Source organism: Arthrobacter sp. TJ-263, from assembly GCF_058269155.1.
In genome coordinates this window covers 14,395-32,110 of record NZ_JBZCNE010000002.1, presented here as the reverse complement: position 1 = coordinate 32,110, position 17,716 = coordinate 14,395, and the positions used below count along the sequence as shown (strand labels likewise).

Genomic DNA, 17,716 nt, shown 5'->3' with positions numbered 1-17,716 from the left:
GAGGCCGGACGATCACCACGATCGGGGATGCAGGGAGTCGTCGATAGACTCGGCAGGTGACGCAACCACCCTCGGACCAGCTCCTCCAGATCGTGGGGGCGGCCGTCGTCGACTCCCTCGCGCGGCCCACCCGCCTGCTCGTCGCCCGGCGGTCGGCGCCGCCGCAGTTCGCCGGCATGTGGGAGTTCCCCGGAGGGAAGGTGGAGGCGGGAGAGCGCTGCGAGGCCGCCCTGCTGCGCGAGCTCGAGGAGGAGCTCGGCGTCACCGCAGAGCTCGGCAGGGAGATCACCGGGCCCGGGCCGCAGGGGTGGCCGCTCAACGACCGGGCCGCCATGCGCGTATGGCTGGCAGAGGTCACGGCGGGGGAGGCGATGCCGCTGCAGGACCACGACGAGCTGCGCTGGCTGCCGCTCCATCCGGACGAGGAGCTCGACGCGCTGCCGTGGATCCCCGCCGACCGGCCCATCCTCGCCGCGCTGCGCTCAGCGACGGCGCCCCGCACCGCCCGCTGACGGGTGGGTCCTCAGACGATTCCGCCCACGAGGGTGCCCTGGGGGCAGGCCTTCAGAACAGAGAGGCCTGGACGGGATCCGGGGTCGGGGCGGGGGGTGGCACGGTCGCGGTGGCCCCGGGCTGCCGGTCGGCCGACAGGTTGCGGAAGAAGCCGGCGCCCGCCACGAGGCCGTGTTTGCGACGGAAGATGCGGATCCTCCCGGAGAGCCAGTCCCGGTATTCCTTCGACGCGTAGCTCCCGCCCCGGTAGAGCTCCTCGTACCGCAGGACGAGTTGCGGGTGGTGCGCGGCGAGCCACTGCATGAACCACTCGCGGGAACCGGGTCGCAGGTGCAGGGGGCCGGCTGTCACGCCCGTGGCCCCGGCGTCGGCCAGGGCGCCGAACAGCTGGTCGAGCGATGCGTCGCCGTCGGTGAGCCAGGGCAGGATCGGCATGGCCATGACCCCGCACGGCAGCCCGGCCTCGCGGAGCCGGGAGATGAGTGCGAGCCGTGCCTTCGGGGCGGGGGTGCCGGGTTCGATCGCCTCGGCGAGGACCGGATCCACCAGCGCGAGGGAGATCCCCATGCCCACGCCGACCGATCGCGAGGCCGCCCTCAGGAGCGGGATGTCGCGGGCGAGGAGGGTGCCCTTGGTCAGGATGGAGAAGGGGGTCCCCGAGTCCGCGAGGGCGGAGATGATGCCCGGCATGAGCCGGTAGCGCCCCTCGGCCCGCTGGTACGGATCCGTGTTGGTTCCCAGCGCCACGTGCTCGCGGGTCCAGGAGGGGCGGCCCAGTTCACGGGCCAGCACCTCGGCGGCATTGATCTTGACGACGAGCTGCGCGTCGAAGTCGAGTCCCGTGTCGAGGTTCAGATAGCTGTGGGTCTTCCGGGCGAAGCAGTACACGCAGGCATGGGAGCAGCCGCGGAACGGGTTGATGGTCCAGGAGAAGGGCATCGACGACGTGGGCGGGACCCTGTTGAGGACCGACTTCGCCGCGACCTCGTGGAAGGTGATGCCGGCGAAGTCCGGCGTCCGCACCGTCCTGACGAGCCCGGCAAGCGGCAACAGGGACGGAGCAGCCGGCGCGTCGTCGTCGCCCGTGATCCTCTGCCCTTCCCATCGCATGAACCTATTAGAACACGCGTACTAATATCTCGTCACCGTCGCCCGGCCGGGCCACTAGGCTGGGGGCATGATCCTGCTGACCGGCTTCGAACCCTTCGGGGGAGAATCGACCAATCCGTCCTGGCAGGCCGCACAGCGTGCGGCGGAACTGCTGCGCGCACAGGGACGGGAGGCGGTCGCCGTGGAGGTGCCGTGCGCCTTCGGCCGGAGCATCGAGGTGCTGGAGGCCGCCCTCGGTCAGTTCGAACCGGAGATCGTCCTGTGCGTCGGGCAGGCCGGCGGGCGCGAGCGGATCTCGCTGGAACGCGTGGCCATCAACGTCGACGACGCCCGCATCCCCGACAACGCCGGCCGCCGGCCCATCGACGAACCCGTGGTGGCCGCCGGCCCCGCAGCGTACTTCACTACCCTGCCCATCAAGGCGTGCCGGGAGACCGTAGCCGGGCTGGGAATCCCGGTCGAGGTGTCGCAGACCGCCGGCACCTATGTCTGCAACCACCTCTTCTACGGGCTCATGGACCTGCTGAAGGGTCGGCAGGGGACCCGGGGCGGGTTCGTCCACGTGCCCTTCTCCTCGGAGCAGGGTGCCGCCCACGGGCAGCCAGGCATCGCCGTCGAGGCGATGGCCACGGCCCTGGCCGCGATCGCGACGACGACGGCGGAGACCGCCCTCGACCTGCGCATCACCGCAGGGGCGGAGCACTGACGGGCGTCACCCTCGGCGGGAGCGGGAACCGATCGACGTGACCGCAGCCCCGATCGCCGTCGTGAGCGGACGCACCGGCCGCTCACGGTAGCCGCCGGTGGCGAGCCCTGCTCCGCGCTCGAAGAGGTTGCGCGACGCCGGGTCCCCGGTGCGCAGGAGCGAGTAGCCCGCCGCCACCAGGTACGCCGGGAGGAAGGGCAGGCCGAGGCACGCTGCGTACTGGCGGGCATGGTGCGCCTCGTGCTCGAGGAGCCGGAGGAACGCGGGCGGGGCGCTGCGGGGAGCGCTGCCCCGCAGCAGGACCACGCTGCCCACCGTGAAGGCACGGGCCTTGGGCAGCCGACGGCGGTAGCCCTCCGCGAGCAGGATGCCGTACGGTCCGGGTGAGACGCGGCAGCCGGACAGGGCGGCGACGGCGAGGCCGCACGGCGTCGACAGGTTGATCCAGTTGAGGAATGGCACGAGCCTCCGGTTCATGCCGCCATCGTACGGCGGCGACGCACCACCCAGTCAGTAGCGGGCGGTTGTCCCACGGCCGAACCCGTCGCCTAGACTTGGGACGCCGGTACGCCCCGCTGCGTCCCGGCGTTTTCCTGTCCACGGCGTGGCCCGCTCCGGCGAATGGCCCGCCGCACGTTCCGAGAGTGCAAGGTACGCAACCCCATGGCCGAAACCCCAGAGCACGCCGGGCCTGCCGGCCGCGATGCCCAGGTCCCCGATCCGCTGGACGCCGCGTCGGTCGCCTCCGCCGTCGACGCCGCGCTCGCCGACATCGCTGCTGCTGCCGACCTCGACGGGCTGAAAGCGGTCCGGATCGCACACACCGGTGAGAAGTCCGCGCTGAGCCTCGCCAACCGGGGCATCGGCGCCCTGCCGAAGGAGCAGAAGTCGGCGGCGGGCAAGAACATCGGGCCCGCCCGCGGGCAGATCAACCAGGCGCTCGCCGCCCGCACGGTCGAGCTCGAGGCCGAGCGTGACGCACGGATCCTCGTCGAGGAGGCCGTGGACGTCACCGCAGCCCCGCGCCGTCGTCGGACCGGCGCCCGGCACCCGCTATCCACGCTGCAGGAGCGGGTCAGCGACGTCTTCGTGGGCATGGGCTGGGAAATCGCGGAAGGACCCGAGCTCGAGTCCGAGTGGTTCAACTTCGACGCCCTGAACTTCAAGCCCGACCACCCGGCGCGCGAGATGCAGGACACGTTCTTCGTCGAGCCGCCCGAGGCCCACCTCGTGCTGCGCACCCATACCTCGCCGGTCCAGGCCCGCTCCATGCTCGAGCGCGACCTGCCGATCTACGTCCTGTGCCCGGGCAAGGTGTTCCGCACGGACGAGCTCGACGCCACCCACACGCCGGTCTTCCACCAGTTCGAGGGCCTCGCCATCGACAAGGGACTCACCATGGCGGATCTCGTGGGCACGCTCGAGCACTTCACGCAGCAGCTCTTCGGCGACGACGCCAAGGTGCGCCTGCGCCCCAACTTCTTCCCCTTCACGGAGCCGAGCGCCGAGCTCGACATCTGGCACCCGGGCGCCAAGGGCGGCCCCCGCTGGATCGAGTGGGGCGGCTGCGGCATGGTCAACCCCAACGTGCTGCGCGCCACCGGCATCGACCCGGAGGTCTACTCCGGGTTCGCCTTCGGCATGGGGATCGAGCGGGCACTCATGTTCCGCAACGAGGTCATCGACATGCGGGACATGATCGAGGGCGACGTACGTTTCAGCGAACACTTCGGGATGGAGATCTAGGTGAGAATCCCACTGTCCTGGCTGCGCGAATACGCAGCCGTGCCTGCGGATGCGACCGCGGAAGACGTGATGGCCGAGCTGGTCAAGGTAGGCCTCGAAGAAGAGGACGTCCACCGTCCCACCGACGAGCTGACCGGCCCGATCGTGGTGGGCCAGGTGCTGAGCATCGTCAAGGAACCGCAGTCCAACGGCAAGACCATCAACTGGTGCGAGGTCCGCGTGGTGCCCGAGGGTGCCCAGCAGAGCCTCACAGGGGACGGCATCGACCCGTCCGGCGTGCAGGGCATCGTGTGCGGCGCCCACAACTTCGTCGAGGGCGACAAGGTGGTCGTCACCCTGCCCGGCTCGGTGCTGCCGGGTGACTTCCGCATCAGCCCCCGCAAGACCTACGGGCACGTGTCCGCCGGCATGATCGCGTCCGTGCGTGAACTCGGCATCGGCGACGACCACGACGGCATCCTCGTGCTCTCCACCCTCGGGCTCGACCCCGAGGTGGGCGCCGACGCCATGGAACTGCTCGGCCTGTACGACCAGGCCGCGGAGATCAACGTGACGCCCGACCGCGGGTACTGCTTCTCCATCCGCGGCGCCGCCCGGGAGTACGCGCACGCCACCGGGACGGCCTTCACCGACCCGGCTGCCGCCGTCGTCGTCCCGGCGGCCGCGCCCGGGGGATACCCGGTGCGGCTCGAGGACGCCGCTCCCGTCTACGGCACGCCCGGCTGCGACCGGTTCGTGGCGCGGACGGTCCGCGGCGTCGACCCCACACGCCCCACGCCGCCGTGGATGTCCGCGCGACTGCGCCTCGCCGGCATCCGCTCCATCTCGCTCGTCGTCGACATCTCCAACTACGTGATGCTCGAGCTCGGCCAGCCCCTGCACTTCTACGACCTCGACAAGCTCTCCGGCGACATCGTGGTCCGACGCGCCGCTGCGGGCGAGACGCTGCGGACCCTCGACGACAAGGACCGCACGCTCGATGCCGAGGACCTCCTCATCACCGACGCGTCCGGTCCCATCGGTATCGCCGGCGTCATGGGTGGCGCCTCCACCGAGGTCTCGGCGAGCACCGACAACGTGCTCATCGAGTCCGCCCACTTCGACGCCGTCAGCATCGGCCGGTCCCGTCGTCGCCACCGGTTGCCGTCGGAGGCGTCCAAGCGCTTCGAGCGCGGCGTGGACTGGGACGTGGCCGACATCGCCGCGCAGCGCGCCGTCGAACTCATCCTCGAGCTCGCCGGCGGGACCGTCGACGACGCCGCCACCGACGTCGGCGAGGCACCGGAACCGCGGGTCATCGATCTGCCCGCCGACTTCCCGGCCCGCCTGATCGGACGCGAGTTCAGCGACGAGCAGATCCGGGGCACGCTCACGGACCTCGGGGCGACGGTCCAGGAGACCGAGGGCGGCTACCGCGTCACCGCCCCGAGCTGGCGCAGCGACCTCGAGACCCGCGAGGACCTGACCGAGGAGATCATCCGGCTCGTCGGCTACGACACGATCCCCTCCTCGCTGCCCGTCGCCCCGCCCGGGCGCGGCCTGACGCGCGTGCAGCAGCAGCGCCGCCGGCTCCTGAACGCCCTCGCGGCAGCAGGGCTCACGGAGGTGCTCTCCTACCCGTTCGTCAGCGAGGCGTCGAACGCCGTGTTCGGCACCCCGGACGAGGGCGCGGCGCCTGCCTCGGTGAAGCTCGCGAACCCGCTCAGTGCCGAACTCGGCTTCCTCCGCCGCTCGATCCTGCCCGGCCTCGTGGAGCTGGCGAAGCGGAACCACTCGCGCGGCTTCCGCGACCTGGCCCTGTTCGAGGCGGGGTCGGTCTTCCTGCCCGACGGCGTCCTGGGCTCCGAGTCCATCCCGCCGCTGGGCATCAGGCCCGACGACGACGTCCTCGACGGATTGCACGCGGGGATCCCGAACCAGCCGCTGGTGGTGGCCGCGCTGTTCACGGGTCATGAGACGGCGCCGTCGGCCGGCGTCGCCCCGCGCGCCTGGGACTGGGCGGACGCCGTCGACGCCGTGCAGCTCATGGCGCAGGTCACCGGCGTCGACGTCGTGGTCCGGCAGGGCAGCCACCAGGCGTTCCACCCCGGCCGCACGGCGGAATTCTCGCTGCGCAGCGGCGAAGTGCTGGGCTACGCGGGCGAGCTGCATCCGAAGCTGATCGCCGCGCAGGACCTTCCCGCGCGCACGGTCGCCCTGGAGATCACCGCGGACCTCCTCTTCGAGGCCGCTGCCGACGTGATCGTCGCGCGGTCGCTGTCCACCTATCCGCCGGCCACGCAGGACGTCGCGCTCGTCGTCGAAGCCTCGGTGGTCGCGGGAGATGTGCTCGAGACCCTGCGGGAGGGTGCGGGGGTGCTCCTCGAGGACGTCAGCCTGTTCGACGTCTACACGGGACAGGGCATCCCCGAGGGGCAGAAGTCCCTGGCTTTCGCCCTGCGGTTCCGCGCGTCGGATCGTACCCTGACGGCGGACGAGGCCAGCGCGGCGCGTGACGCCGCCGTGGCCCTCGCGGCCGAGCGGCATGGCGCCGTGCAGCGCTGAGTCCTCCAGCACCATGAAGGCCCGTTCCCGGTGTGGGGGCGGGCCTTCCGTGTGGATGAGGGGTCCATCGCAGCCGAAGGATGCGAGGCTCCGGACCGGCCGCAGCGAAGAGCGCGAGGAGATCTTCGTGTTGCCCGTCCAGGGATCGCGGCGTGCTGCGCCCTTTGGAATAGCTCCATCCCTGATGCGTGGTCTGCCTCTCTGGCATCGGCAATCCCAACCGGAAACACCCCTGGTCATTGCCGATTCCTCCCCTCCGGCGGCGTTCGTAGCGACCGCATAATGTCGGTGCCAGCGGGGAGAATTCAGTATGGACAGCAGCCGGATTGCTTCGCTCAACACCACGGATATCGGTGGTGGTTCGCGGCGGCACGGTAACCCGTCGGATCCGATTCAGCCGGTCGTCATCCCGTCCGAGTTTGTGCGGATCGGCTCTGTGCGGGATCTGATCGACGTCCTCGCGTCCCTTCCCGTGCCGACGGATGGTCCGGAGTTGATCGATGAGGTGGGCGATTCGGAGGAGTTGAAGTGTCTGATCGCCGCCCGGCAGGCCCGGATCGCGGTCGCGTTCGACCTGGACCAGCGCCGGTCCCAGGCGGCGGCTGGTGTGCCGGTGGAGCAGGGCAAGGGGGTGGCCGCGCAGATCGCCCTGGCCCGGCGTGAGTCGCCCGCCCGGGGCGGACGGCTGCTCGGGTTCGCGCGGGCTCTGGTGACGGAGATGCCGCACACCATGGCCGCTGTGGAGGCCGGGTTGTTGAACGAGTGGCGGGCGACGCTGCTGGTGCGGGAGACGGTCTGCCTCTCCGCTGCGGACCGGTGCGCGGTCGATGAGGACCTGGCCGCGGACACGGGTGCCTTCGACGGGGCCGGGGACCGGCAGATCGTGGCCGCGGCGCGGGCGGCGGCGTACCGGCGGGACCCGCGCTCGGTGACCCAGCGGGCGAGTCACGCGGCGGCGGACCGGCGGGTGAGTCTGCGGCCGGCCCCGGACACCATGACGTATCTGACCGCCCTGCTGCCGGTCGCGCAGGGGGTGGCGGTGCACGCGGAACTGACCCGGCACGCCGACACCCGCCGGGCGGCGGGGGATCCCCGGAGTCGGGGTCAGCTGATGGCCGATGCGCTGGTGGAGCGGACCACGGGCACCCCGGGTGGGTTCTCCCGGGTCGGGGTGCAGCTGGTCATGACGGACCGGACCCTGTTCCAGGGCGATGCTGAGCCGGCCCGCCTGCCGGGCTACGGGATCGTCCCCGCCGGCTGGGCGCGGGACCTCCTCACCACCGGGCCGGCCTCCGAGCAGGCCTCCGGCCAGCCCTCCCAGCGGCCAGGGACGCACTGCGGTGGGAGCGGCGGAGGCGGGAACGCTGCCGAGCGCTCTTCCGAGGACGGAATTGAGGCCCGGCAGGGGTTCCAGGTCTGGCTGCGGCGCCTCTATACCGCCCCGGGTAGCGGGGAGCTGGTGGCCGTCGAGTCGAGGGCCCGGCTCTTCACGGCCGGGCAGCGCCGCTTCATCGAGGCCCGCGACCATCTGTGCCGGGCCCCGTACTGCGATGCGCCGATCCGCCACTACGACCACATCATCCCCTGGCACAAGGACGGGTCCACGAGCCTGTCCAACGGGGCCGGACTCTGTGAAGCGTGCAACCACACCAAGGAACTCACCGGCTGGCACACAAGGCCACGCTCTAGCCCAGGGAGCCGGCACGTCATCGAGATCAGCACGCCCACCGGCCACACCTACCACTCCACCGCACCACCCCTGCCCGGCAGCAGCCCGGACGAACGCGAACGCGGGCACGAGCGAGAATACGCGCACCGTCCAGAGCATGAACGCGAGCAGGAGTGGGAGAACGCGCAAGACGATCACAGCACTCCGGCATACCCCTACACGCGACAATCCAGGCGGGCCCAGCTGCTCTTCGCCTGACCTGTCGTGGAGGTCGTCGTCACCAACCTGCCCACGAAGGCGCAGGGTCCGCGAGGTGCGCGTCCGCGATGATCTCTTCAGTTGCCGTCAGCCTGCTGACGCGCAGCCCAGGCTCAGGGGATGAGCAGCACCTTGCCCGTGGTACGTCGGGCCTGGAGGTCCTCGTGCGCGCGGGCCGCATCGGCGAGCGGGTACCGGGCACCGATGCGCACATCGAGCTGGCCTGCTGCGACGGCGCCGAAGAGTTCCTCCGAACGCCAGCGGCGCTCCTCGGGGGAGAGCAGGTGGTGCGCGAGGGTGGGCCGGGTGACGAAGAGTGAGCCGCCGCTGTTGAGGCGTTGCAGCTCCAACGGGGGCACCGCGCCGGAGGCCGCCCCGAAGAGCACGAGGGTGCCGCGGATCCGCAGTGAGCGCAGCGAGTCGTCGAACGTCGCCCGGCCCACGCCGTCGTACACGACGTCCACCCCGACGCCGTCCGTCAGGGTCTTCACGGCGTCGGCGAACCCCTCGTAGCGCAGCACCTCATCGGCGCCGGCGGTGCGCGCGAGGTCCTCCTTCTCCGGCGTCGAGACCGTGGTGATCACGCGGGCACTCTTCGCCTTGAGGAGCTGGATCAGCAGCAGGCCCACGCCGCCCGCGCCCGCATGGACGAGCACCGTGTGGTCGGGCTGGACGGGGAAGGTGGAGTTGATGAGGTAGTGGGCGGTCATGCCCTGCAGGGGGAGGGCGGCCGCGGTCTCCAGATCCACGCCCTCCGGCACCGGAAGCGCCCGGTCCGCGTCCACGAGGGCGTACTCCGCATAGGTGCCCGTCCCCTCGGCGAACGCGACGCGGTCGCCGGCGGAGAAGCCCGAGACGTCCTCGCCGGATGACTCCACCGTCCCGGCCGCCTCGGCCCCCGGGGTGAAGGGGTGGTCGACGGCGTAGGCGCCGCTGCGCTGATACGTCTCGATGAAGTTCACCCCTGCGGCGGCGACCCTCACCAGCAGTTGGCCCGGGCCCGGGGCGGGGCGGTCGACGGTCGCGAGGCTGAGGACGTCCGGACCGCCCGGTGCGGTGACGACGATGGCTGAGGGCATGGTGCTTCCTTTCGGTGGCGTTCCCTCATGCTATTCCTGCGGTGGTTCCTGTGTGCCCGGGCCGGGGTGTGGCAGGCTGACGTGATGCCCACCACACCCGCACCCCTCGTCTACCTCAGCTTTCCCGGAACCGCACGGGAGGCGCTGGGTTTCTACGCCGACGTGTTCGGCGGTGAGCTGACCCTGCACTCCTATGCAGAGTTCGGCAGGACGGACGGCCCGCCCGATGCCGTGGCCCATGGTGTGCTCGACGGCGTCGTCGCCCTCGCAGGATCGGATGCGGCAGCAGGAGAGCAGACCGTGCGGTGCGAGGGCCTCATGCTGTCGCTGCTGGGGACCGCCGAGCCGACGGTCCTCCACGCATGGTTCGACAAGCTGTCGGTCGGCGGGTCGAGCATCGCCCCGCTGACTCCGAAGCCGTGGGGTGCCTCGGACGGCCAGGTCACCGATCGCCACGGCCTTCGCTGGCTGATCGGGTACGAGCCCCACGCGTGACCGCGCACGACTGCGGAAGGACGACCCATGGCGCAGTTCGCCATCCTCATCGACGCGGACGAGTCCCTTCACGCCGTGCACGCGGCAGCGGTCGACCTCGAGGAGAACGACCGGCATGCCCGGGACAGCCGGAACCCGGCGGCCCGCACCAGCACGGGCCGTGTCGAGGTCTGCCCCGTCCGTAGCGGGGCGTCACGACAGCAGGGGTCACAACCTGAGCCTCCGTGCGGGCGTCACGACCGCCGGACGAAGCCTGAGTGCATAACTATGTATGGCTATGCATGATGTTGTTGTAGGCTGAAGCCATGACGTTCACCGCAGCCGTGTCAGGCGCCAGTGGGTATGCCGGAGGAGAGATCCTGCGGCTCCTCGCCAACCACCCGGACATCGAGGTCGGGGCGATCACGGCCCACAGCAACGCCGGTGCGCGCCTCGGCGACGTCCAGCCCCACCTGCACTCCCTCGCCGACCGGGTGCTGCAGGAGACGACCCCCGAGGTCCTCACCGGACACGACGTCGTCTTCCTCGCCCTGCCCCACGGTGCCAGCGCCGAGGTCGCCGCCCGGCTTCCGGCGGACACGCTCGTGATCGACGCCGGCGCCGACCACCGCCTGCAGGACCCCGCCGCGTGGACGAAGTTCTACGGCTCGGCCCACGCGGGCACCTGGCCCTACGGACTGCCCGAACTGCCGGGTCACCGGGCCGGTCTCGCCGGAGCCCGCCGGATCGCCGTCCCGGGCTGCTACCCCACGAGCGTCCTCCTCGCCCTCACCCCGGGCTTCGCCGCGGGCCTCCTCGAGCCCGACGACGTCGTCGTCGTCTCCGCGTCCGGCACCTCCGGGGCGGGCAAGGCCGTCAAGCCCCACCTTCTCGGGTCCGAGGTGATGGGCGGTATGAGCCCCTACGGCGTCGGCGGCGGGCACCGCCACACCCCCGAGATGGAGCAGGGCCTGAGCCGCGCCGCCGGCGAGCGCGTGTCCCTCTCCTTCACGCCCACACTGGCGCCCATGGCCCGCGGCATCCTGACCACCGCGACCGCCCGCGTGAAGCCCGGCGTCGGGTACACGCAGCTGCGGCAGGCGTGGGAGGACGCCTACGCGGCCGAGTCCTTCGTGCGGGTGCTGCCCGAGGGCCAGTGGCCCACCACCAAGGCGGTCCTCGGCTCCAACTACGCGAACCTCCAGCTGGCCTTCGACGACCACGCGGGTCGCGTGATCGTGAGCTGCGTCATCGACAATCTCACCAAGGGGACCGCCGGTGGCGCGGTGCAGTCCATGAACATCGCCCTCGGACTCGACGAGACCGCGGGCCTGACCATCCAGGGGATCGCACCGTGAGCATCACCTATCCGGGCGGGTTCCGCGCTGCGGGCGTCGCCGCCGGCCTGAAGAGCACCGGCAAGCCCGACGTCGCCCTCGTCGCCAACGACGGACCGCTGCACAACGCGGCCGCCGTGTTCACCTCCAACCGCGTGGCGGCGGCACCCGTGCTGTGGTCCCGGCAGGTCGTCTCGGACGGACGCGTCGACGCCGTCGTCCTCAACTCCGGCGGCGCCAACGCCTGCACCGGACCCGAGGGCTTCCAGAACACCCACCGGACCGCGGAGGTCACCGCCGAGCTCCTCGGGATCTCCGCGACCGACGTCTTCGTGTGCTCCACCGGCCTGATCGGTGAACAGCTCCCGATGGACCGGCTGCTCGTCGGCGTCACCCACGCGGCCGGATCCCTGGGCAGGGGCGGTGGACCCACCGCCGCCGAGGCGATCATGACCACGGACACGGTGGCCAAGGAGGCCCGGTACCCGGCGACGGCCGACGCCGCGAGCGAGGGCTACGCGATCGGCGGGATGGCCAAGGGAGCCGGCATGCTGGCGCCGGGCCTGGCCACCATGCTCGTGGTCCTCACCACGGACGCCGCCCTCGATGCCGCGACCCTCGACGCCGCCCTGCGGGAGGCGACCCGCGTGAGCTTCGACCGCACCGACGCGGACGGTTGCATGTCCACCAACGACACCGTGGTGCTGCTCGCCTCCGGCGCCGCGGGTGTCACACCGGACCCGGCGCAGTTCACGAGGGCCCTCACGCAGGTCTGCCTCGACCTCGCGGCGCAGCTCATCCACGACGCCGAGGGCGCGAGCCACACCATCGCCGTCACCACCATGAACGCCGCGTCCGAGCGCGACGCCGAGGTGGTCAGCCGCGCCGTCGCCCGCTCCAACCTGTTCAAGACCGCCATCTTCGGCAACGATCCCAACTGGGGCCGCGTCCTCGCGGCCGTCGGCACCACCGACGCCGTCTTCGAGCCGGACGCCCTGAACGTCTCGATGAACGGCGTGCAGATCTGCCGGAACGGCGGGATCGGGGATCCGCGCGACCTCGTGGACCTCACCGGCCGGGACGTGTCCGTCGAGATCGACCTCGCCGCCGGGACGGCGAGCGCCACGATCTGGACCAACGACCTCACGCACGAGTACGTGCACGAGAACTCCGCCTACTCGAGCTGACGGGAGACGCCATGACGAGCAGTGACACGAGCACCGACACGCACCCGACGGCGACGCCGTCGGCCTCGACCCTGAAGGCGCAGGACAAGGCCGCCACACTGGTGGAGGCGCTGCCCTGGATCCAGCGGTTCGCCGGCACCACGATGGTCATCAAGTACGGCGGCAACGCCATGGTGAACGAGGAGATGCGCCGGGCCTTCGCCGAGGACGTCGTCTTCCTCCACCATGTGGGCATCCGGCCCGTCGTGGTGCACGGCGGCGGCCCCCAGATCAACGCGATGCTCCAGAAACTCGGCATCGAGTCCGAGTTCAAGGGCGGCCTGCGCGTGACGACCCCCGAAGCCATGGACGTGGTCCGGATGGTCCTCACCGGCCAGGTGGGCCGCGAACTCGTAGGCCTCATCAACTCCCACGGCCCCTATGCCGTCGGCCTGTCCGGCGAGGACGGCGGGCTGCTGCGCGCGGTCCGCACCGGGACCGTCGTCGACGGCGAGACCGTGGATCTCGGGCTCGTCGGTGACGTGACCGCCGTCCATCCCGGCGCCATCCTCGACATCCTCCAGGCCGGGCGCATCCCCGTGATCTCCACCGTCGCCCCGGAGTACGACGCCGACGGCGAGGCCGTGCAGCAGGTCCTCAACGTGAACGCCGACTCCGCCGCCGCGGCGCTGGCCGCCGCCCTCGGGGCCTCGAAGCTCGTGATCCTCACCGACGTGGAGGGGCTCTACGCGGCCTGGCCGGACCGCAGCTCCCTCATCTCCTCCCTGACCGCGAGCGAACTCCGCGAGCTCCTGCCCAGCCTCGAATCCGGCATGATCCCGAAGATGACGGCATGCCTGCAGGCCGTCGAGGCCGGGGTGGAGCGCGCGCACATCGTCGACGGGCGGCTGGCCCACTCGATGCTGCTCGAGACCTTCACCACGGCGGGCATCGGCACGCAGGTGGTCCCCGACGACGCGACCGTCACCCCGCAGCCCACGGCTCCCGAAGGGGCAGCATGAACAACACCACCGTGAACACCACAGCCGTCCACGAGACCGCGGACCTGCTCACCGGCGGGACGTCCGGCGCGGACTGGCTGGCCCGCTACGGCTCCTCGCTGATGGGCGTCTTCGGGACGCCGCAGCGCGTGCTGGTGCGCGGATCCGGCTGCTTCGTGTGGGACGCCGACGGCGGGCAGTACCTCGACCTCCTCGGCGGCATCGCGGTCAACGCCCTCGGGCACGCGCACCCCTTCGTCACCTCCGTCGTCTCCAGCCAGCTCGCGACCCTCGGCCACATCTCCAACTTCTTCACGAGCCCCACGCAGGTGGCGCTCGCCGAGAAGCTCCTGGCCCTCGCCGAGGCGCCCACCGGGTCCCGCGTGTTCTTCACCAACTCCGGTGCGGAGGCCCTCGAGGCCGCGGTCAAGCTCGCACGACGCAACAGCACACCGGGGCGGCAGCGCATCCTCGCCCTCGACGGCGCCTTCCACGGCCGCACCATGGGGGCCCTCGCCCTCACGTCCAAGAAGGCCTACCGCGAACCCTTCGAGCCCCTGCCCGGCGGCGTGAAGCACATCCCCTTCGACGACATCGAGGCACTCAGGTCCGCCATGGACTCCTCCGTGGCAGCGCTCGTCATCGAACCCATCCAGGGCGAGGCCGGCGTCCGGCCCCTCTCGCCCGAGTACCTGCGTGCAGCGCGGGAGCTGACCCGCGAACACGGGGCGCTGCTCATCCTCGACGAGGTCCAGTCCGGCGTCGCGCGGACGGGCCGCTGGTTCGCCCACCAGTGGGTCGACGGCGTGGTCCCCGATGCCATGACGCTCGCCAAGGGCCTCGGCGGCGGCTTCCCGATCGGCGCGCTCGTCACGTTCGGCGAGGACGCCTCCTCGCTGATCGGCGCGGGCCAGCACGGCAGCACCTTCGGGGGGAACCCCGTGGCCACCGCGGCGGGCCTCGCCACGCTGCACGTCCTCGAGACGACGGGCGCCCTGCAGCACGCGTCCGACGTCGGCGCCTTCCTCGCCTCGCGGCTCGCAGCCACCGACGGGGTCACCGCGGTGCGCGGCCAGGGCCTGCTCATCGGGTTCGACGTCGACGGCGAGTATGCACCGGAGGCGGTCCAGGCGGCGCTCGCCGCAGGATTCATCATCAACGCGACGGGGCCCTCGACCCTTCGACTCGCACCTCCGCTCATCCTCACCGCCGAGCAGGCAGCGACGTTCCTGGACGCCCTGCCCGCCATCCTCACCACCGCCCGCACCGCACACTCCGACACCCGGGAGGCAACCCCATGACGCGCCACTTCCTCGTCGACACGGATCTCTCACCCGCCGAGCAGACCGAGGTCCTCGACCTCGCCGTCGAACTCAAGGCGAAGCCCTACGCCCATGCGCCGTTCGCGGGGGAGGGCGCGGGCCGCAGGACGGTCGCCGTCATCTTCGACAAGACCTCCACCCGGACCCGGGTGTCCTTCGCCGCCGGCGTCGCGGACCTCGGCGGAGTGCCGCTGATCATCGGGGCGGGGGACTCCCAGCTCGGGCACAAGGAATCCATCACCGACACCGCCAGGGTCCTCGACCGGATGGTCGCGACGATCGTGTGGCGCACCTACGCCCAGGCCGGACTCGAGGAGATGGCCGCGGCGTCGAGCGTCCCCGTCATCAACGCCCTCTCGGACGACTACCACCCGTGCCAGCTGCTCGCGGACCTGCTCACCATCCGGGAGCACAAGGGCACGCTCGCCGGGCTCACCCTGACGTACCTGGGGGACAGCGCCAACAACATGGCCAACTCCTACCTCCTCGCCGGGGCCACGGCCGGGATGCACGTCCGGATCGCCGGGCCCGAGGGCTACCTCCCCGACCCGGCGGTCGTGGCCGCGGCCGAGGATAGGGCGGCCGAGACCGGCGGGTCCGTCCTCGTCACCGTGGACGCCGCCGCCGCGCTCGCAGGGGCCGACGTCGTCGCCACCGACACCTGGGTGTCGATGGGCCAGGAGGAGGAGAAGGCGGCACGGCAGGAGCTGTTCCGCTCCTACGCCGTCGACGCCGCCGCCATGGCGCTGGCCGCGCCCGACGCCGTCGTGCTCCACTGCCTCCCCGCCTACCGCGGCTACGAGATCGCCGGCGACGTCATCGACGGCCCGCAGTCGCTCGTCTGGGACGAGGCCGAGAACCGGCTGCACGCGCAGAAGGCGCTCATGACATGGCTCGTGCAGCGGTCCGCCCGATCCGACGACGGGCAGGGGAGTGGCTCATGACCGTGCAGCGCGATTCCGCCCGCCTCACCACGAAGACCGCCCGGCACGCCCTCATCACGGACCTCCTCACCGCCCGGTCCGTGCGCTCGCAGGTGGAGCTGGCCACCCTGCTCGCCGCCGACGGCGTGCAGGTCAACCAGGGGACGCTGTCGCGGGACCTCGTGGAGCTCGGCGTCGTGCGCGTCCGCGGAGCCGAGGGCGCGCTGATCTACGCGGTGCCCGTGGAGGGCGGCGGCCGGCACGCCCGCAGCGGCGTGTCCCAGGAGATCCTCGACGCGCGGCTCGCGAAGCTGTGCAACGAACTGCTCGTGACGGCGGAGGCCTCGGGGAACATCGTCATCCTGCGGACGCCGCCGGGAGCCGCGAACTTCCTCGCCCTGGCCATCGACCACTCGGTGATGCCCACGATCCTCGGCACCATCGCCGGCGACGACACCGTGATGCTCGTCAGCCGCGACCCCGACGGCGGCGCCGCCGTCGCCGACCGCTTCCTCGGACTCGCGCAGGAACCGCAAGGGCCCGCCGACCCGTCCTGACCCGTCATGACGCCCGGCCATGCGCCGGCCGCGGCATGACACCCTGAACATCAACACACCCACGGGCGCACCGCCCGGACAATCGAAGGAGCACCTCCCGTGACCGAACGCATCGTCCTCGCCTACTCCGGCGGACTCGACACCTCCGTAGCCATCGGCTGGATCGCCGAAGCCACCGGGGCCGAGGTGATCGCCGTGGCCGTCGACGTCGGACAGGGCGGCGAATCCCTCGAGACCATCCGCCAGCGCGCGCTCGGCTGCGGCGCCGTCGAAGCCTACGTGGCCGATGCCCGTGAGGAGTTCGCCACCGACTACTGCATGCCCGCCCTGAAGACGAACGCGCTCTACATGGACGCCTACCCCCTCGTCTCCGCGCTGTCCCGGCCCGTGATCGTCAAGCACCTCGTCGCCGCCGCGCGTCAGTTCGGCGCCACGACCGTGTCCCACGGCTGCACCGGCAAGGGCAACGACCAGGTGCGCTTCGAGGTCGGCATCCAGACCCTCGGCCCCGACCTGAAGTGCATCGCCCCCGTCCGCGACCTCGCCCTCACGCGCGACAAGGCCATCGCCTTCGCCGAGGAGAAGGGCCTGCCCATCGAGACCACCAAGAAGAACCCGTTCTCCATCGACCAGAACGTCTGGGGCCGCGCCGTCGAGACCGGGTTCCTCGAGGACATCTGGAACGGACCCACCAAGGACGTCTACGACTACACCGAGTCGCCCGAGTTCCCACCCGCCGCCGACGAGGTGATCATCTCCTTCAAGGAGGGCATCCCCGTAGCCATCGACGGCAACACCGTCACGCCGCTGCAGGCCATCGAGGAGCTCAACCGCCGGGCCGGTGCCCAGGGGATCGGCCGCATCGACATCGTCGAGGACCGCCTCGTCGGCATCAAGAGTCGCGAGATCTACGAGGCCCCCGGCGCGATGGCCCTCATCGCCGCGCACCGCGAACTCGAGAACGTCACCATCGAGCGCGAGCAGGCCCGCTTCAAGAAGACCGTCGACCAGCGCTGGACCGAACTGGTGTACGACGGCCAGTGGTTCTCGCCGCTGAAGCGCTCGCTGGACACCTTCGTCGACGACACGCAGAAGTACGTCACCGGCGACATCCGCATGGACCTCCACGGCGGCCGCGCGACCGTCACCGGCCGCCGCTCCGACGTCGCGCTCTACGACTTCAACCTCGCGACCTACGATTCCGGCGACACCTTCGACCAGTCGATGGCCCGCGGCTTCATCGAGATCTTCGGCCTGTCCTCCAAGGTGGCCTCGAGCCGGGACCAGCGGGCGGGCGCCTGATGGCTCAAG

17 protein-coding genes are annotated in these 17,716 nt (G+C 71.3%); 14 read left to right on the top strand and 3 right to left on the bottom strand.

Going from position 1 to position 17,716, the window contains the following annotated elements:
- Positions 1-56: 56 nt before the first annotated feature.
- Positions 57-512, top strand: a complete 456-nt coding sequence (locus tag AC4D2F_RS10765) for an NUDIX domain-containing protein (RefSeq protein ID WP_490910584.1) — start codon at positions 57-59, stop codon at positions 510-512.
- A 52-nt stretch (positions 513-564) separates the two neighbouring features.
- Here AC4D2F_RS10765 and AC4D2F_RS10760 read toward each other — a convergent pair whose 3' ends face one another.
- Positions 565-1,623 carry an Rv2578c family radical SAM protein gene (locus AC4D2F_RS10760; RefSeq protein WP_490910583.1) on the bottom strand — a complete coding sequence of 353 codons (1,059 nt, stop codon included), beginning with the start codon at positions 1,621-1,623 and terminating at the stop codon, positions 565-567.
- Positions 1,624-1,690: 67 nt separating this feature from the next.
- Here AC4D2F_RS10760 and pcp point away from each other — a divergent pair, with 67 nt between their 5' ends.
- Positions 1,691-2,329, top strand: coding sequence for a pyroglutamyl-peptidase I (gene pcp / locus AC4D2F_RS10755; protein ID WP_490910582.1), 639 nt, complete (start codon positions 1,691-1,693; stop codon positions 2,327-2,329).
- 6 nt (positions 2,330-2,335) lie between these two features.
- On the opposite strand, the gene AC4D2F_RS10750 is transcribed toward pcp, so the two are convergent.
- Positions 2,336-2,806: a hypothetical protein gene (locus AC4D2F_RS10750; RefSeq protein ID WP_490910581.1), complete on the bottom strand. Its 471-nt coding sequence runs from the start codon at positions 2,804-2,806 to the stop codon at positions 2,336-2,338.
- A gap of 186 nt (positions 2,807-2,992) precedes the next feature.
- Here AC4D2F_RS10750 and pheS point away from each other — a divergent pair, with 186 nt between their 5' ends.
- The 3 genes from pheS to AC4D2F_RS10735 all read left to right on the top strand — a co-directional run bounded on the left by pheS (position 2,993) and on the right by AC4D2F_RS10735 (position 8,546).
- A complete protein-coding gene (pheS, locus tag AC4D2F_RS10745; protein ID WP_104168957.1) occupies positions 2,993-4,075 on the top strand; it encodes a phenylalanine--tRNA ligase subunit alpha in 1,083 nt (360 codons plus the stop codon).
- Positions 4,076-6,619: a phenylalanine--tRNA ligase subunit beta gene (gene pheT / locus AC4D2F_RS10740; protein ID WP_490910580.1), complete on the top strand. Its 2,544-nt coding sequence runs from the start codon at positions 4,076-4,078 to the stop codon at positions 6,617-6,619.
- A 310-nt stretch (positions 6,620-6,929) separates the two neighbouring features.
- Positions 6,930-8,546, top strand: a complete 1,617-nt coding sequence (locus AC4D2F_RS10735; protein WP_490910579.1) for an HNH endonuclease — start codon at positions 6,930-6,932, stop codon at positions 8,544-8,546.
- A 113-nt stretch (positions 8,547-8,659) separates the two neighbouring features.
- Here AC4D2F_RS10735 and AC4D2F_RS10730 read toward each other — a convergent pair whose 3' ends face one another.
- Positions 8,660-9,625: a quinone oxidoreductase family protein gene (locus AC4D2F_RS10730; protein ID WP_490910578.1), complete on the bottom strand. Its 966-nt coding sequence runs from the start codon at positions 9,623-9,625 to the stop codon at positions 8,660-8,662.
- Between the two features lie 84 nt (positions 9,626-9,709).
- Here AC4D2F_RS10730 and AC4D2F_RS10725 point away from each other — a divergent pair, with 84 nt between their 5' ends.
- From AC4D2F_RS10725 to AC4D2F_RS10685, 9 genes are all read left to right on the top strand, one after another.
- Positions 9,710-10,120 (top strand): VOC family protein, encoded by a 411-nt coding sequence (locus AC4D2F_RS10725; RefSeq protein ID WP_490910577.1) that lies wholly within the window; start codon positions 9,710-9,712, stop codon positions 10,118-10,120.
- Positions 10,121-10,147: 27 nt separating this feature from the next.
- Positions 10,148-10,405 carry a hypothetical protein gene (locus AC4D2F_RS10720; RefSeq protein WP_490910576.1) on the top strand — a complete coding sequence of 86 codons (258 nt, stop codon included), beginning with the start codon at positions 10,148-10,150 and terminating at the stop codon, positions 10,403-10,405.
- Between the two features lie 20 nt (positions 10,406-10,425).
- The gene (gene argC, locus AC4D2F_RS10715) at positions 10,426-11,457 is read left to right on the top strand and encodes an N-acetyl-gamma-glutamyl-phosphate reductase (RefSeq protein ID WP_490910575.1); all 1,032 of its coding nucleotides are present in this window, start codon (positions 10,426-10,428) and stop codon (positions 11,455-11,457) included.
- On the top strand, positions 11,454-12,623 hold the full coding sequence (argJ, locus tag AC4D2F_RS10710; RefSeq protein ID WP_490910574.1) for a bifunctional glutamate N-acetyltransferase/amino-acid acetyltransferase ArgJ: 1,170 nt from the start codon (positions 11,454-11,456) through the stop codon (positions 12,621-12,623). The genes argC and argJ overlap by 4 nt, the downstream gene beginning before the upstream one ends.
- A gap of 11 nt (positions 12,624-12,634) precedes the next feature.
- Entirely contained in the window at positions 12,635-13,624 is a 990-nt protein-coding gene (argB, locus tag AC4D2F_RS10705; protein WP_490910573.1) for an acetylglutamate kinase, read from the top strand.
- Entirely contained in the window at positions 13,621-14,904 is a 1,284-nt protein-coding gene (locus AC4D2F_RS10700) for an acetylornithine transaminase (RefSeq protein WP_490910572.1), read from the top strand. The genes argB and AC4D2F_RS10700 overlap by 4 nt, the downstream gene beginning before the upstream one ends.
- The gene (gene argF / locus AC4D2F_RS10695) at positions 14,901-15,869 is read left to right on the top strand and encodes an ornithine carbamoyltransferase (RefSeq protein ID WP_490910571.1); all 969 of its coding nucleotides are present in this window, start codon (positions 14,901-14,903) and stop codon (positions 15,867-15,869) included. The genes AC4D2F_RS10700 and argF overlap by 4 nt, the downstream gene beginning before the upstream one ends.
- Entirely contained in the window at positions 15,866-16,405 is a 540-nt protein-coding gene (locus tag AC4D2F_RS10690; protein WP_104168946.1) for an arginine repressor, read from the top strand. The genes argF and AC4D2F_RS10690 overlap by 4 nt, the downstream gene beginning before the upstream one ends.
- Before the next feature lie 99 nt (positions 16,406-16,504).
- Complete coding sequence (locus tag AC4D2F_RS10685; protein WP_490910570.1) at positions 16,505-17,707, top strand: argininosuccinate synthase; 1,203 nt, start codon at positions 16,505-16,507, stop codon at positions 17,705-17,707.
- Positions 17,708-17,716: the final 9 nt, after the last annotated feature.